Annotated in this window: 13 protein-coding genes and 1 riboswitch; of the genes, 8 read left to right on the top strand and 5 right to left on the bottom strand. The window is 66.5% G+C overall.

Annotation, left to right across the window (positions count from 1 at the left end; translation table 11 throughout):
- Positions 1–6: 6 nt before the first annotated feature.
- A complete protein-coding gene (locus ACILR9_RS01645) occupies positions 7–1,047 on the bottom strand; it encodes an ABC transporter substrate-binding protein (RefSeq protein ID WP_395708132.1) in 1,041 nt (346 codons plus the stop codon).
- Between the two features lie 41 nt (positions 1,048–1,088).
- The gene (locus ACILR9_RS01640) at positions 1,089–1,838 is read right to left on the bottom strand and encodes an SDR family NAD(P)-dependent oxidoreductase (RefSeq protein ID WP_395708131.1); all 750 of its coding nucleotides are present in this window, start codon (positions 1,836–1,838) and stop codon (positions 1,089–1,091) included.
- A gap of 179 nt (positions 1,839–2,017) precedes the next feature.
- Here ACILR9_RS01640 and ACILR9_RS01635 point away from each other — a divergent pair, with 179 nt between their 5' ends.
- The 6 genes from ACILR9_RS01635 (at position 2,018) to ACILR9_RS01610 (ending at position 7,012) form a co-directional block, all read left to right on the top strand.
- Positions 2,018–2,845, top strand: a complete 828-nt coding sequence (locus tag ACILR9_RS01635; RefSeq protein WP_395708130.1) for a GntR family transcriptional regulator — start codon at positions 2,018–2,020, stop codon at positions 2,843–2,845.
- 1 nt (position 2,846) lies between these two features.
- The gene (locus ACILR9_RS01630; protein ID WP_395708129.1) at positions 2,847–3,734 is read left to right on the top strand and encodes an oxaloacetate decarboxylase; all 888 of its coding nucleotides are present in this window, start codon (positions 2,847–2,849) and stop codon (positions 3,732–3,734) included.
- A 39-nt stretch (positions 3,735–3,773) separates the two neighbouring features.
- Complete coding sequence (locus ACILR9_RS01625; protein ID WP_395708128.1) at positions 3,774–4,529, top strand: SDR family NAD(P)-dependent oxidoreductase; 756 nt, start codon at positions 3,774–3,776, stop codon at positions 4,527–4,529.
- A gap of 59 nt (positions 4,530–4,588) precedes the next feature.
- Positions 4,589–5,491: a polysaccharide deacetylase family protein gene (locus ACILR9_RS01620; RefSeq protein ID WP_395708127.1), complete on the top strand. Its 903-nt coding sequence runs from the start codon at positions 4,589–4,591 to the stop codon at positions 5,489–5,491.
- A gap of 86 nt (positions 5,492–5,577) precedes the next feature.
- Positions 5,578–5,683, top strand: a riboswitch (SAM-I-IV-variant riboswitch).
- A gap of 35 nt (positions 5,684–5,718) precedes the next feature.
- Positions 5,719–6,651, top strand: coding sequence for a homoserine O-succinyltransferase (gene metA / locus ACILR9_RS01615; RefSeq protein ID WP_395708126.1), 933 nt, complete (start codon positions 5,719–5,721; stop codon positions 6,649–6,651).
- Complete coding sequence (locus ACILR9_RS01610) at positions 6,644–7,012, top strand: response regulator (protein WP_395708178.1); 369 nt, start codon at positions 6,644–6,646, stop codon at positions 7,010–7,012. Before metA ends, ACILR9_RS01610 begins: the two co-directional genes overlap by 8 nt.
- 67 nt (positions 7,013–7,079) lie before the next feature.
- Here the strand turns inward: ACILR9_RS01610 and ACILR9_RS01605 are convergent, their stop codons facing one another.
- Positions 7,080–9,425, bottom strand: coding sequence for a Tex family protein (locus ACILR9_RS01605; protein ID WP_395708125.1), 2,346 nt, complete (start codon positions 9,423–9,425; stop codon positions 7,080–7,082).
- A 456-nt stretch (positions 9,426–9,881) separates the two neighbouring features.
- On the opposite strand from ACILR9_RS01605, the gene ACILR9_RS01600 reads away from it, so the two are divergent.
- Positions 9,882–10,514 carry a phospholipid-binding protein MlaC gene (locus tag ACILR9_RS01600; RefSeq protein ID WP_395708124.1) on the top strand — a complete coding sequence of 211 codons (633 nt, stop codon included), beginning with the start codon at positions 9,882–9,884 and terminating at the stop codon, positions 10,512–10,514.
- Positions 10,515–10,650: 136 nt separating this feature from the next.
- Here ACILR9_RS01600 and ACILR9_RS01595 read toward each other — a convergent pair whose 3' ends face one another.
- On the bottom strand, positions 10,651–13,269 hold the full coding sequence (locus ACILR9_RS01595; protein ID WP_395708123.1) for an MMPL family transporter: 2,619 nt from the start codon (positions 13,267–13,269) through the stop codon (positions 10,651–10,653).
- A 146-nt stretch (positions 13,270–13,415) separates the two neighbouring features.
- Here ACILR9_RS01595 and ACILR9_RS01590 point away from each other — a divergent pair, with 146 nt between their 5' ends.
- Entirely contained in the window at positions 13,416–14,336 is a 921-nt protein-coding gene (locus ACILR9_RS01590; protein WP_395708122.1) for a hypothetical protein, read from the top strand.
- 66 nt (positions 14,337–14,402) lie between these two features.
- Here ACILR9_RS01590 and ACILR9_RS01585 read toward each other — a convergent pair whose 3' ends face one another.
- Positions 14,403–15,362 carry an amidohydrolase family protein gene (locus ACILR9_RS01585; RefSeq protein WP_395708121.1) on the bottom strand — a complete coding sequence of 320 codons (960 nt, stop codon included), beginning with the start codon at positions 15,360–15,362 and terminating at the stop codon, positions 14,403–14,405.
- Positions 15,363–15,397 lie beyond the last annotated feature (35 nt).

Genomic DNA, 15,397 nt, shown 5'->3' with positions numbered 1-15,397 from the left:
ACCTACCTAGAAGTCGGTGCGGGACGGCGCGTACTTGCGCGCGATGTCGGGGTAGTAGGCCTCGGTCACGAACTTGTCGAGATTGTCGATCTTGAGGTAGCCGCGATTGATCGCCCAGGTCAGCATCACCTTGTAGCGGTCGTAGTATTCGCGCTTGGTGTCGAACACGCAGTCGACCCCGGCGACCTGCTGGGCGAAGTCGGCCTTGTTCAGGCGGAACTTCTTGGCGCACATGTCGATCGCCTCGTCCTTGTTGGCGAGCGTCCAGTCGGTGGCGTCGGCCAGCGAGTTGTAGACGGCCCCGGCCAGCTCCGGATTCTGCTTCGCCCAGTCCTCGCGGAAGGCGGTGAACAGCCACTGATTGTAGAGGTTGTCGTCGCTGGCCCAAGCGTAGACCTTGGCGCCCTTGATGATCTGCGGCAGCTTGGAAAGCCACGGCTCCCAGCCGAAGAAGCCGTTGAGATCGCCGCGCTGGATGGCGGGAATCCATTCCGCCGGCTGCACGGTGATGATCTTCACCTCGTCCGGCCCCGTGCCCTCGCGCAGATTGTGCTTCTCGAGGAAGCGCGACAGCAGGTAGTCGGCGCCCGTGGTCCGGATGACGGCGAAGGTCTTGCCCTTGAAGTCTGCCGGCTTCTCGATGCCCGGGCCGACGCCGATGCCCTGGTCGCGGCGTGCCACCAAGCTGCGCGCGACCGACACGATGCTGCCGCCGCTGAGGCGAGGGCGGGACATGTTGACCTCGCTGCCGACGCAGATGTGGCCGTTGTTGGCGACGACCGCCTCGACGCCGCCGAGCCCGCTCTCGAAGATCTTGTACTCGGCGTTGATTCCGTGCTTGGCGGCGATGCCCTTGTCGACCCACGGCACGAACGCCAGGAACGGCGCGCTGAGGCCGATGCCGAACAGCACCTTGGAGGCGTTGCCCTTCACCGCCGGCGCCGACTGGCCGAACGCCCGGCCGGCCGCCAACGAGGCGGCCAGGCCGCCTGCTCCGGCGATGGCCTGACGGCGGCCGATTGTCGAGATCTTATGCTTCTTGCTCATGTGACACCCCACTCGTGTGACCAAACTCGGCGCATAGCTGTTCAGGGCATATAGCCGCCGCCGTTGGCGTGCAGCACCTGACCGGTGATGAAGCGGGCCTTGGACGACGCCAGGAAGACGATGGCGTCGGCGATCTCCTCGGGCGTGCCGAGGCGGCCGAGCGGCAGGGCGCGGCCCAGCGCATGCAGCTCCTCGTCGCTGTGCTCGTAGCGCGGCTGGGCCGTGTCGGTGAGGCCGGGCGCGACCGCGTTGACGCGGATGCCGTGTGCCGCAAGCTCGAGCGCCATCGCCCGCGTCATCGACACGACCCCGCCCTTGCTGGCGCTGTAATGCACGCCGAGCTTGGCGCCGCGCAACGCGCCGGAGGAGAGGTTGACGATGGCGCCGCCGTGGCCTTCGGCCACCATCTGCCGGGCCGCGGCCTGGGCGCACAGAAAGCCGCCCTTGAGGTTGATGTCGATCAGGTAGTCCCAGTCGGCATCGGTCATGTCGAGGAACTTCACGCGCGGGAAGACGCCGGCATTGTTGACCAGGATGTCGATGCGGCCCAGGCCGGCAACGCACTCCGCGACCATGCGGGCCGCATCGTCGCGGCGGGCGACGTCGCCCTGCACGATCAGCGCGCGGCGTCCCTCCTTGCGGCAGAGCTCGGCGCCGGACCCGGCGCCTGCCTTGTCGTCGAGATAGTTGAGGGCGATGTCGGCGCCTTCGCGAGCCAGCGCGACGGCGGTGGCCCGGCCGATGCCCTGTTGTGCGCCCGTCACGAGGGCGACGCTTCCCCGCAGATCCATGTCCGCGACTCCAAGTACCAGCAGCCAGATCACTTGCCGTCGACGGCTACGTTAACGTGCCGGCAAAATCGACCGCAACAACTTTATACGGACAATTTCGATCTTTGTCCGGACAAATCGTTTGACCCTCGCGGCATCGCCATGGCAATTCTCGAGCCACGTGCTGCCGATGGGGGATGATGACCCGAACGTTCGTCCCGATCTATGCCCGCATCCTGGACACGCTCCGGCAGCGTATCGCCGAGGGCGTCTACCGTGTCGGGGAAAGCCTGCCGACCGAGGCGGAGCTGGTGCTGGAATTCAATGTCAGCCGGCAGACGGTTCGGTCTGCGTTGCAGAACCTGGTCGCCGGGGGCATCGTGGAGCGCACGGCCGGGCGCGGCACGTTCCTCAAGCGCGGCGGCAGCGGCGGCGGCGAATGGAACATCGGCGGCATCGAGGACATCATCGATATCGGCTTTTCCGGTTCCTATGCCGTGAAGTCCGTGCAGACGGTGACGGCGGCGCGCAATGCCCGCATCGCCGGCGTCCTGGGCGTGCCGCCGGGCGGCCGCATGCTGAACGTGCGCGCGACGCGGTCGACCCGGGAAGGACCGTTCGCCTACTCCAGCCTGTATTTTCCCGAGGAGATCGGCGAGCGCCTGCCGCGCCATCTGTTCGACCAGCGGTCGCTGGTTCTGCTGGTCGAGGAGTATTGCGGCATTCCCGCCTTCCGCAGCCGCCAAGTTGCGTCGGCGACCCTGGCGGACCGCAGCGTGGCGAAGGTGCTGGACGTCGCGATCGGCGAGCCGCTGCTGGTGCTGGAGCGGACGCATTTCGCGCGCGATGGCCGGCCGTTCCAGTTCGTGCGCGTGCTCTATCGCACCGATCGCTACCAGCAGGTGGTCTATTTCTCGCGGCGCGACGAGGGGCCGTACCGCACGCCCCAGCAGCGCGCCGCGCAGATGGAAGAGGTCGCGGAGCCGATGGCCCAGCGCCGCGCCGCCAACAGCAGAGGAACGAGCTGACATGGAAAGAAGCAATGGCGCCCGCCTTAGGCAGCGGATCGCGCGCGGCGACCTGCTGCTGATGCCATCGTGCCCCGACCCGTTCGCGGCCCGCATCGCCGAGGAAACGGGCTTCGAGGCGGTGGCGCTCGGCGGTTACGCCATGGGCGCGGGCACGACGATCACCGAGCCGCTGCTCACCATGAGCGAGGTGGTGGAGCTGGCGCGGCGCATCACCCAGGCGGTCGACGTGCCGCTGATCGTCGACGGTGGCGCGGGCTTCGGCGACCCCATGCATTCGATGCGGACGGTGCGCGAGCTCGAGCATGTCGGCGTCGCGGCCGTCCACATCGAGGATCAGGTCTTTCCCAAGCGGGCCCATTATCATCGGGAATATCGCGAGCACGTGATCCCTGCAGACGAGATGGCGACCAAGATCGCCTACGCCGTCAAAGCGCGACGCGATCCGAATTTCGTCGTGATCGCCCGGACGGATGCCATGCAGACCGACGGCTATGCCGAGGGCGTGCGGCGCGCCAACCTCTTCGCCGCGGCCGGCGCCGACATGGTCATGATCTTTCCCAAGACCCTGGAAGAGGCGGCAAACGCGCCGCGCGACTGCAAGGCGCCGCTGATCTACGTCAACAGCACCGGCAACCGCACGGGACGGCCGATCCTGACCGCGCAGCAGCTCGCCGAGTTCGGCTACGCGGCCTGCATGGATGCGATCAGCGTGGTCATCGCCCAATACATGGCCGTGCGCGACGTCATGCTCCGCTTCCGCCAGTCCGGTCTCGCCGGGATCGACGAGACGGCGGCGCGCGAGTCGCGGATCGGCATCGAGCGCCTGATCGGCCTCGAAACCTACTATCGTATCGAGGAAGAGACCGTGGAGCGGGCGCGCGCCTGACTGTAGCGCGCGCCTGGACCGCAACGAAGGAGTGCGACGATGGGTCGGATGGAGGGAAAGACGGCGCTGGTCGTGGGCGCCGGCGGCGGCATAGGCCGCGCGAGCGCGCGGCTGCTGGCCAAGGAGGGAGCGAACGTCGTCGTTGCCGATCTCGACGGCGCGGCAGCCGCTGCGACAGCCCTCTCGATCACGCAGGCCGGCGGGCGCGCAACCTCGCTGGGGATCGACGTGACCGTATCGGCGGCGGCGGAAACCCTGGTGAAGGCGCCGCTCGCTGCCTTCGGTGCGCTCGACGCCTTCGTCTACAGCGCCGGAACCACGGCGACGGCCAGCATCCTCGATCACAGCCGCGCCGACTGGGACCGTGTGCTCGGTGTCAACCTGACGGCGCCCTTCGTGATCGGACAGGCCGTCAGCCGCCGCATGGTCGAAGCCAAGAATGGCGGGGCCATCGTTTTTGTCACCTCCCAGCTCGCCCACGCGGCGGTGCGCAACAAGGCAGCCTATCTCGCCTCCAAGGGCGGCCTGCGATCGCTCACCATGGGCATGGCGCTCGACCTCGCGCCGCACGGCATCCGTGTCAACGCGGTCGCGCCGGGGCCGGTGCTGACAGGCTTCACCGAGCAACGCTTTGCCGATCCGGCGATGCGGCAATGGACGGTCGACCGCATCCCGGCCGGTCGGCTCGGTGCGCCGGAGGATCTCGCCGGCGCCGTTGTCTATCTGGCCAGCGACGAAGCGCGCTGGACCATGGGCACGACGATCGTCGTCGATGGCGGTTATCTGGCAGAATGATCGGGGTTGGGATTGCGCGCTGCGCGATCTCGATCGATTTGCACGAAGGGGAAGGGACGATGGGCCATACACGCGATCTGGTCGGCTATGGCGGCGAGCCGCCGCATGCCCGATGGCCCGGCGATGCACGGCTGGCCGTCAACTTCGTCCTGAACTACGAGGAAGGGTCGGAGTACTCGGTGGCCAACGGTGATTCCTTCAGCGAAACGACGCTGACCGAGGCCGGCCCGCCGCGCGGCATCAAGACCCGCGACCTTGGCGCGGAATCGCTGTTCGAGTATGGCGCGCGCGCCGGCTTCTGGCGCATCCATCGCGCCTTCACCGAACGCAGCCTGTCTCTCACTCTCTATGGCTGCGCCATGGCGATCGAGGCGAATCCGCCTGCCGCCGCGGCGATCCGCAAGACCGACTGGGACATCGCGGGCCACGGATGGCGCTGGATGAACCATTTCGACCTCGAGCAGCAAGAGGAGAGGGCGCTGATCGCCAGGACGGTGGCGTCGTTCCAGAAGTCGGTCGGCCGCCGACCCTACGGCTGGTATTGCCGCTACGCGCCCAGCGTCAACACGCGTCGATTGCTCGCCGAGGAAGGCGGCTTCCTCTACGATTCTGATTCCTATGCCGACGACCTTCCGTTCTGGATGAAGGTCGCCGGGCGGCCGCACCTCGTGGTGCCGTACAGCATGGCCACCAACGACCAGATGTTCTATCGCGGCAACGTGGCCAAGGCCGACGACTGGCTGCAGATGATTCGCGACGCCATCGACGTGCTTTATCGCGAAGGCGCCTCACGCCCCAAGATGATGTCGATCGGACTGCATGCGCGCATCATCGGCAACCCGATACGTTTCGTCGCCCTGGAACGCTTGCTCGACCACGTCCTCTCGCTGCGGGGAGTCTGGATTGCCCGGCGTCAGGATATCGCCCGTCACTGGATCGAGACGCATCCTGCCTTGCCTTGAGGCAGCAGCCCTTCCCGGCGAGCTGCACCAGCGCGCTGCTGGGGCGCCGCGCGCCATTGCCATAGGCGCGGCGCGGACCTAAAACCCTCCCGCATCAAGAGTTGGGGCGACGCCCAACGCCAACCGGCCGATCCGGGCAAGGTGGCACTCCGCAGGAGGATGTGGCCCAAGTCGGCAATCGAGCGGACCAGGCTGCGAGCGTCGACCCAGAGGAAGGACGACGCAAAGTGCCCATCAAGATCCCCGACACATTGCCCGCTCGCCGCGTGCTGGAAGCGGAAGGCGTTGCGGTGATGCGGGAAAGGGATGCGATCCGCCAGGACATCCGGCCGCTCAGGATCGGGCTGCTCAATCTCATGCCGGACAAGATCAGCACCGAGACGCAGCTTGCCCGGTTGCTCGCGGCGACACCCCTGCAGATCGAGCTGACGCTTGTGCGGATCACCGATCATGTCGCTCGAAACACCTCCGCCGACCACATGGCGACCTTCTATCGGCCGTGGAGCGACGTCGCCACCAACCGCTACGACGGCTTCATCATCACCGGCGCCCCGGTCGAGCGGCTGGCGTTCGAGCAGGTCAGCTACTGGCGCGAGTTCCGCTCGATCCTCGACTGGACGCAGACAAACGTCCATCGCTGCCTGGCGCTCTGCTGGGCGGCCCAGGCTGCCCTCTACCATTTCCACGGCACGCCCAAGCACGAGCTGCAACGCAAGGCGTTCGGCGTGTTCGCGCATCGCAATCTCGTGCCCGAGTCGCCCTACCTGCGGGGTTTCGCCGACGTGTTCGACGTTCCCGTCTCACGCTGGACCGAGAACGTCAGGGCCGATGTCCAGGCGACCGCCGGGCTCACGATCCTTGCGGAGAGCTCCGAAAGCGGCCTCTGCCTCATCGACGATCCGCGTCGCCGCATGCTGCACATGTTCAACCATCTCGAATACGATACGAAGACGCTTGCCAGGGAGTACGAGCGCGACGGCGCCAGCCAACTGCCGCTGAACTATTTCCCGTCCGACGATCCGGCGCTGCGTCCCCGCAACCGCTGGCGCAGCCACGGTCATTTGCTGTTCGGCAACTGGATCAACGAGATCTACCAGACCACGCCCTTCGACGTGGACACGATTGGTGCCGTGACGGCTGTCGACGCTGCCGCTGAGTGACGCCAACGCCCCGCCGATCCTGATCGTCGAGGACGAGCCCTACATCGCGCTCGATCTCGCGATGGCCGTGGAGGACGCCGCGGGCCGGGTTGTCGGGCCCGTGGGAAGCGCGACGGAGGCCCTTGCGTTGCTCGCCCGCGGTGAGGTCGCCGGCGCAATCCTGGATGTGAATCTCAGGGATGGCGACGTGGTCCCAGTGCTCGACGTCCTGCTGGAACGCGGCATTCCGCTCGCCATCCAGACGGGCGCGGGCTTGCCTTCCGACTTTCGCCAGCGTTACCCGGCACTGACTGTCCATACCAAGCCAACAAGTCCGGCCTCGCTGATCGAGGAGATTGCCGCGTTGATCGGCGGCCAATGACGAGGCGGCAGCGGTGGTGGAGGCATTCCTCGGGACGTGGCTTTGACTTGCCCTCGGGGGCGATCGCTCATCGCCCGCCATTGCGCGGGCCAAAGCCGGCCCGTCGCAAGGCGTCGGCCATCGCGCTGCCCGGGGAACCGGCCTTGCCGGGCTGCACGCTGGCCTGGTCGCGCCGGGAAGCGCCGCCGCCTTCGGCGCGGGCGGACCGCGCTGGCGGGCTGCCAGCCTGGTCGTCGAGCCGCAAGGTCAGGCTGATGCGCTTGCGGGGCTTGTCCACGTCGAGGACCTTCACGCGCACGATATCGCCCGGCTTCACCACGGCGCGCGGGTCCTTCACGAAACTCCTCGACATCGCCGACACATGCACCAGCCCGTCCTGGTGAACGCCGACATCGACGAAAGCTCCGAATGCGGCGACGTTGGTGACGACACCTTCGAGCACCATGCCCGGCGCGAGATCGTTGAGCGTCTCGATGCCCGCCTTGAACTCCGCCGTCTTGAAGGCCGGACGCGGGTCGCGGCCCGGCTTCTCCAGCTCGTGCAGGATGTCGGTGACGGTAGGCAGGCCGAACCTGTCGTCGACGAACGCGCTCGGTGAGAGCGCCCGCAAGACGGGAGCGTTGCCGATCAGGGCGCCGATCTTGCTCTTGGTCGCCGCCATGATCCGGCGCACCACCGGATAGGCTTCCGGGTGCACGCCCGAGGCGTCGAGCGGATCGTCGCCGGCGGTGATCCGCAGGAAGCCCGCGCACTGCTCGAACGCCTTGGGACCGAGCCTGGGCACGTCCTTCAGCGCCTTGCGGGTCCGGAATGCGCCGTGCGTATCGCGATGGGATACGATGCTCTGCGCCAGCGCCGGGCCGATGCCCGATACGCGCGCCAGCAGCGGCGCCGACGCCGTGTTCAGGTCCACGCCCACGCCGTTGACGCAGTCCTCGACCACGGCATCGAGCGATCGCGACAGCTTGAACTCGCTGAGATCGTGCTGGTATTGGCCGACGCCGATCGACTTCGGATCGATCTTCACCAGCTCGGCGAGCGGATCCTGCAGTCGGCGCCCGATGGACACCGCGCCGCGCAACGTCACGTCGAGGCCGGGGAGTTCCTCCGACGCATAGGCCGAAGCCGAATAGACCGACGCACCGGCTTCCGACACCACGACCTTGTGCAGCTTGAGCTCCGCCAGCCCCTTCAGCAACTCGATCGCGAGCTTGTCGGTCTCGCGCGAGGCCGTGCCGTTGCCGATCGCGATCAGCTCGACCTTATGCTCGCGTACGAGCCTCGCCAGGGTGGCGAGTGCCTCGTCCCAGCGCCGCTGCGGCTCGTGCGGATAGATCGTGCTGGTCGCCAACACCTTGCCGGTGGCGTCGACCACCGCGACCTTCACGCCGGTCCGAAAGCCAGGATCGAGCCCGAGCGTCGGCCGCGCGCCGGCGGGAGCGGCGAGCAGCAGGTCGCGCAGGTTGGAGGCGAACACCCGCACCGCTTCTTCCTCGGCCGCCGTCCACAGGCGCGTTCGGAGATCGACCGACAGCATGATGATGATCTTGGTGCGCCATGCCCAGCGAACCGTCTCGGTGAGCCATTTGTCGCCCGGCCGTCCCTGGTCGGAGATGCCGTAGGCCCGCATGATGCGCAGCTCGTAGGCGCTGACGACTGCCTGCGTCGCGGGGAGACGCGTCGCGGGATCGTCCGGTTCGATCGTCAGGCCGAGGATATCGTCCCGCTCGCCGCGGAACAGCGCCAGCACCCGGTGCGATGGCATCTTGGCGAGGGCTTCCGAGAAGTCGAAATAGTCGCTGAATTTGGCGCCCGCCTCGTTCCTGCCCTCGCGGACCTTGGAAACGAGCCGCCCGTTCGTCCAGAATTCCTCGCGCAAGGCGCCGATCAGGTCGGCATTCTCGGCGAAGCGTTCGGTCAGGATGGCGCGCGCGCCCTCGAGAGCCGCCGCCACGTCGGCAACATTCCCGTCAGCCGAGACGTAAGGCTCGGCGCTGACAGCGGGTGCTGCGTGGGGCTCTCTCAACAGCAGGTCCGCGAGCGGCTCCAGGCCCGCCTCCTTGGCGATCTCGGCCTTCGTGCGGCGTTTGGGCTTGTAGGGGAGATAGATGTCCTCGAGGCGACCTTTGCTGTCTGCAGCCATGATCGCCGCCTCGAGTGCGGCATCGAGCTTTCCCTGTTCGCGGACAGACGCGACGATGACCTTGCGCCGCGCCTCGAGCTCACGCAGATACCTCAGCCGCTCTTCGAGCGTGCGAAGTTGCGCATCATCCAACGATCCCGTGGCTTCCTTGCGGTAACGCGCGATAAAGGGGACCGTCGCTCCGCCGTCGAGCAGGTCGACAGCGGCCTGGACCTGCTGTTCCTTGACCCCGAGTTCTTCGGCGATGCGCGCCCGGATGGAAGCCGCCAAGAAACACCTCCTCAATCGGATGTGAGAGATATCATCATCGGGCCGCGGGTATGGACGACGCGCCTGTGGTTCTTCAAGCGGTTTGTCAGCTTCCGCCGAGAGGTCCGATCCACGGCAACGATTTCCAGGCCAACGCCGGCAAGGCCCGTGCGGACTGGTGCGGGTATTGGGAGGGCACGGCGGCTCGAGATTTGCGGATACGGCGTCTCGCCTCCTTGCATCTACCTCCCGAGAGGTCACCAAAACGATCCAGATGCCTGCCCGCACGCTCGACAGCGCGGGCGGCGGGTTGCCATCTCCGAGCCGCCATTAAGCCCCAGTTGCGACGCAGTCCAAGGGAGTATTGCAGCGTATGCGCGCTGGGGCGTAAGGATGCCGCGCCCACTTGTTCCGGGGCGGCGGGGATCTACATGACCCGCAAGGCCGCGGCCAGGAATTGCCTGCAAGGAGAGATCAGTGTCGTCGTTCGCCTATCGTCGAAGCGTGCTGCGTTTGGCCACCGGCGTAGCCGCCATCGCTCTTGCTGGCCCTGGATTGGCCGTCGTGACAGCCGGGCAGGCCGTGGCCGAGCAGGAACCCGCCGCCCAACTCGTCCAGAGGGCCGCGGACCAGGTGATCGTGGCCGCCAGAGCCAACGTCGGCGCGGCGCGCGAGGCCGGCATCAGGCGCGTGCTCGAGGCCCACTTCGACCTCGCATACATGGGTCGCCAGACGCTCGGCAATTATTGGAACCAGACCACTCCCGAGCAGCGGGAGCGCTTCCTCAAGGCCAACGCGGCCGCCGAGGCGCGCGCCTATGCGGAGCGTTTCGGTCAATACCGCGGCCAGACAGTGACGGTAGGCCGCGTCAACGCCCGCGGAAACGGCGTGTCCATTGTCGACAGCACGCTCAACCAGACCGACGGCGCTCCGGTCGCGCTCCAGTGGGAGGTGCGCAATGATGGTCAAGGCCCGCGCATCGTCGACGTGAAATCCGAGGGCGTCAGCATGATGATGACGAAGAGGGGCGATTTCGTTTCCTACATTCGCAACCACGGCGGCCAGGTCGAACCGCTGATCACCGAGCTGGAAGTTCGCGCCAAGCGATGAGCTGCGGGGCGGCGGCACGCAACGAAGAATCGGATTCGTGGTCTTTCGGACCGCGAGCGTTCCACTCGCTCGAATTCATGATCGAGTGGGACGCTCGCGGTCGGAAAGAGAATGATTGCTCCGAGAAAATACCGATCTAAGCCGTCGCCACGACACTCCGGGTCGATGGTTGCGCCGGTTGCGCCAGCAGGGCCGGACGGAACAGCAAGGTGACGAGCAGCTCCCAGGCCAGCGAGATCATCAGCAGCCGGCCCATGCTGGCGGTGCCGGGATGGCTCGACAGCCAAAGCGCGCCGAAGGCCGTCGCCGTCGTCATGGCGCTGAAGACCACGGCCCGCATCAGGCTCGACTGAAGCATGGCCGTCTCGCCGGCGCGCCAGGCGAGCACGAAGTAGATGTTGAAGGCGACGCCGACGCCGAACAGCAATGGCAAGGCGATGATGTTGGTGAAGTTCAGCGGCAGGTCGAGCGCCGCACACGTGCCGAACGTCAGGAGGCCGCTCAGCATGACGGGCGTCATGGTGAGCACGACGTCGCGCGTGCGACGCAGGACGGCAGCCAGCAGCATCACAATGGCCAGAAAGGAGTAAGCCCCCGCCTGCAGGAACGCATCGACGATGCTCTCGCCCGAGGCCGCGGTGGAGATCGGCCAGCCGGTCGCCTCCGGCGCCACGGACTGAACTGCCTGTGCGAACCGGCGAAGAGAGGCGTTGTCGTGGTCGTCCTTCGGCAGGACCAGCAGCCGGGCGCGCGCATCCAGGGCCGCCCAGTCGGCGATGAGCTCGCGCGGCAGGTTCTCAAGGGAGATCGGGCGAGCCTTCAGCTGGTCTCGCACCTGGTCGAGCATGATCTTGAGCGGCGTCACCACGGCGGCCGCGGCAGCGGCACGAACCTGCGGCGTGGCAGCCTTGAGGCGGTCGAGCACGTCGGCCAGACGACGGGCCGAGGCGGCGGCGGCCGCGTCCGGGCTGTGCGTCGCGGCTTGCCGCAACGCGGTTGCTGTTGCCCCCAGTCTCTGCTGCAGCTCGGCGTCGGTTGCCGGCTGGGCGGGCTCCACGTCGAGAACGGGCCCGACCACGTCCACGGCATCGCCGATCAGCACCAGCTTTTCCTTCTGATGCTCGGGCAGGAAGGTGTTGAGGCTGACGACGCCGGACACTTCCGGCAGTTCAGCCAGGCGGCGCGTCATCGGCACCGCGTCGGCAAGCGACGGCACGAGAACATTGATGGCGTCGAGGCTCCAGTCGGGATCATGCCGCAGGTCCTGCAGCGTCGTCATCGACTCGACCTTGGGACTCTTGAGATTGAGCGGATTGAAGTCGAAATGCAGCAGCGGCAGCAGGGTACAGGCCACGATCGCGGCAAGGAATGCTCCGCGAAGCACGGCGCGGCGATGGCGATGCACGAAAGCGTCGACCGGAGCCAGCATGGTGAAGCCGACTTCCTCCATCCCGGCTTGCGGCGCGCGCAGCAGGATCAGGATGGCCGGCAGCAGGATGATGGTCAGCGCGAAGGCGACGATCATGCCGAGGCCGGCAATGGTCCCCAGCTCCGCCACGCCCAAGTAGCTGGTCGGCAGGAAGGCGAAGAAACCCACGCCGATGGCTGCGGCCGACAGGGCCAGCGCCTTGCCGATGGCCGCGCCGGTCATCACCAGCGCCGCCTCGAGGGTCGGCCGGACCAGCCGCTCGGCAAGACAGCGCACGCTGAACTGGATGCTGAAATCGACACCGAGGCCGACGAACAGCGGGATGAAGGCGACGGAGATCAGGTTGAAGCGCCCGACCGCCAGCAGGCCGATGGCGGCCGTCATGATCAAGCCGATCAGCGTGGTCGCGAGGATCGCAATCGTGATGCGGGTGGAGCGGACGGCCAGCCACAGGATGCCCAGAAGCGCTGCTGCCATGGCAGCCGTGATCAGGCCCGCATCGTCGGCGAGCGAGCCGAACTCCTCGTCCGCCAGCGGCACCTGGCCGGTGAGCCGCACGGTCACGCCATGGGCGGGATCGAGGCCGAGCGATCGCGCTGTCGCGCGAATCGCGTCACTCGCCCGCTGGCCCGGCCGCAACTGGCTGTAATCCATCTCCGGCTGGACGAGAACGAGCCGTCGCTTGTCGCGCGGAGCGGTCGCTTTGTCGGTAACGAGCGTCCGCCAGGAAAAGTAGGCAGGCTCTCCGGCCGCCGCCGTCTCGAAGGTCGCCGACAGCGGCGTGAGCTGGGGTTCTATGTCCTGCAGCTTCGCGTCGCCATCCTGGATGCCCTTCAGGACGACGCCGAGCATCTTCATCACCCCGACCAGGCTGGGGTCGGCGGCCAGCGCCGACAGGAGCGGCTGCACCTTGATGAGGGCGTCCGTCGCCGACCTGACGTCATCGATGGACAATAGCAGCAGGCCGTTGCGCTCGAAGAACCGGCCGCCGTCCGGCTGGCGCACATTGTGAAAGAGATCAGGTTGCTGGCGCAGCGCCGAGGCGAGCCGCCTGGCTCCGTCATCGGCAAGCTCCGGCGTCACGCCGTCGACCACGACCATGGTCAGGTTCTGCAGCTGAGGGAATGCCTTGTCGAATTCGATCCCGCGTTTGCGCCAATCCAGCTTGGGGGAGATCAACTGACTGGTCTCGGCGGTCATGGCGAAATTTCCGGCCATGTAGACGAGAGCCGCCGCCGTCAGCGCGAGCGCAGAAAGCAGCACAAGAACGGAATGCCGGATGCTGACCGCGACAATGCGTCCGATCAGCGACGTGCCAGTGGACAAAAAGCGCCTCGAGGATTGATGCGTGAATTGGCAGGAAACCAATAGGTGCGCTTGCCGATTTTGCAACCCCATGCGTTTGGCGGGGGTGGCTGTAATGGACAAAGCGGGGATCGTGGCCTTGAATGGACGAAGGGGGCTTGCTTGGCATGAAAATCGGATCGCAGGAGCATCGCGATGCTTTCTGCTCGCGCTTCGAGCAGACCTATATCGACTACGACCCAGAGACGCTGCCGTGGCCTGTCCTTGACGGCGCGGCCTTGCACCGCCTGCGGCAGGTGCCGTTCTGGGAGGAAGTCTACTACTCCGAGCGTCGTGCCGGGGCGATCGTCGCAGCCTTCACCGAGACCATCACCGATCCAGTCCTGAAATCGGCGCTGGCGCTGCAGGGCGAGGAGGAGACGCGGCATGCCAACCTGATCCGCGTGATGCGGGATAGGTACGGCCTCGATGCCCCGGAGCGGCCGATCGGGGACCTCGGCGAGAACATCGAAACCAGCTTCAAGGATTTCGGCTTCGGCGAATGTCTCGACTCGTTCGTGGGTTTCGGCCTGTTCAAGATCGCCTGGCAATCGGATTTCCTTCCCCGGGAGATCATGCAGATCTTCTCGACGCTCATGTACGAGGAAACCCGCCACATCGTCTTCTTCATCAACTGGATGGCCTACACGGAAGTCCGCAAGGGTTGGCTTGCACGAGCGGTGTCGCCTCTGGTGAGCGGACGCTACTACCTGCGGGCGGTGCGCCGCCTGGCGAGGATGGCACGTCGCGGCCAGGAGGCGAACGACGGCAAGACCTTGTCTGCCCTGCAGGTCAGCATGTTCCTCGATGGCTTCAATTTCCGGCGCTTCCTCGAAGACTGCTACAGCGAGAACAACCGGCGCATGGGCGTCTTCGACCAGGAATTGCTGCGCCCCAGCTTCCTGCCGCAACTGACGGACGTCGCCCTCAAGGCGCTGCGCCTGTGGAGCAGGCAGGCAGCGCTGGAAACCAGGCCGGGCCCATTGCCACCGCTGTACGGTGCTTATCCGGGCCGTGCGGCCGTGCGGCGGTCGGACGAAGTCTCTTAGTCTTCCGGGCCGCACGCGTTTCACGCGCTGGATGCCTGAGGACGCACCACACTGCTGCGGGGCTGCCTAGGGCGCCTCGCTCGGCGGCAGCGAAAGGCGGTAGAAAGACGCGGCATTCTTCCAGAAGAAGCCGTCCCGATCCGACTGCGAATGACCTGCGAGCATGCGGTCGAGGGAACGGACGAGGGTGTCGTAGTCGATCCTCAAGCCAGCGACTGGAAAGTTGGTGGCGAAGATGCAGCGCTCGATGCCGAAGATCGCGATCGCTTCGAGGACGACACGACGGTTCGACTCATAGTCCCAGGCGGCATCCTTCAGGCCGAACTCGGAGACCTTGACGTGGACGTTGGGTTGGTGCGCCACCGCCTGCATGCCCCGCCGCCAGGCGGCGAGGCCATCCTCGCTGCGGTCCCAGGGAAAGCCGGTATGGTTGAGAACGATCGGCGTGCGCGGGAATTGGCGCGCAACGTCGGCCGCCTCGGCGAGGTGCCAGTACGGCACGCGAAGGTCCCAGGACAGCCGGTATTTCTCGAGCAGGGCGAACCCGCGCAGCCACTTGTCGTCCTGCATCGTGCCGGGCGCTCCCGGAGTCATGGCATCGGGGCGAAGGGACGTGACCGGCTTCGACCGGATTCCCCGCATCAGGGGAAACTGTGCCTGGGCCGCGATGATTTCTTCCGCATTCTCGGTGTGGAACCACGCATGGCCGACGATGGCGCCGGGGAAGCCATGGCGTCGGTTGATCTCGGTCAGCCACCGGGTTTCGGCGACTTGTCGGGTGCGATCCATCTCGGCTTCGCAATGCACCGTCGTCAGCACGTTGTGGGCGCGCGAGTCGCGCAGATAATCCTCCGGCAGGTAGTTGCGCCGGATCGCATCGTATGCACCCAGAAAAAAGTGCGGCTCCGGCGCGTCGCTGAGAAAGGGATAGCGGTTCGCCTTCAGGTCCCAGAGATGGTGGTGCGCGTCGATGAGGGTGACGGCTCCGGGCGCCTCGTTCCAGCCGCCGCTGATCGTTTTCATCATCGCTATCTCCGCGTCCCCGCTGCGAGGCCAAGCAG

Source organism: Reyranella sp. (genome assembly GCF_044224635.1).
Classification (GTDB): Bacteria; Pseudomonadota; Alphaproteobacteria; order Reyranellales; family Reyranellaceae; genus Reyranella.
Note: the sequence above shows the minus strand (reverse complement) of the source record. Positions and strands in the feature narration are given on the sequence as shown.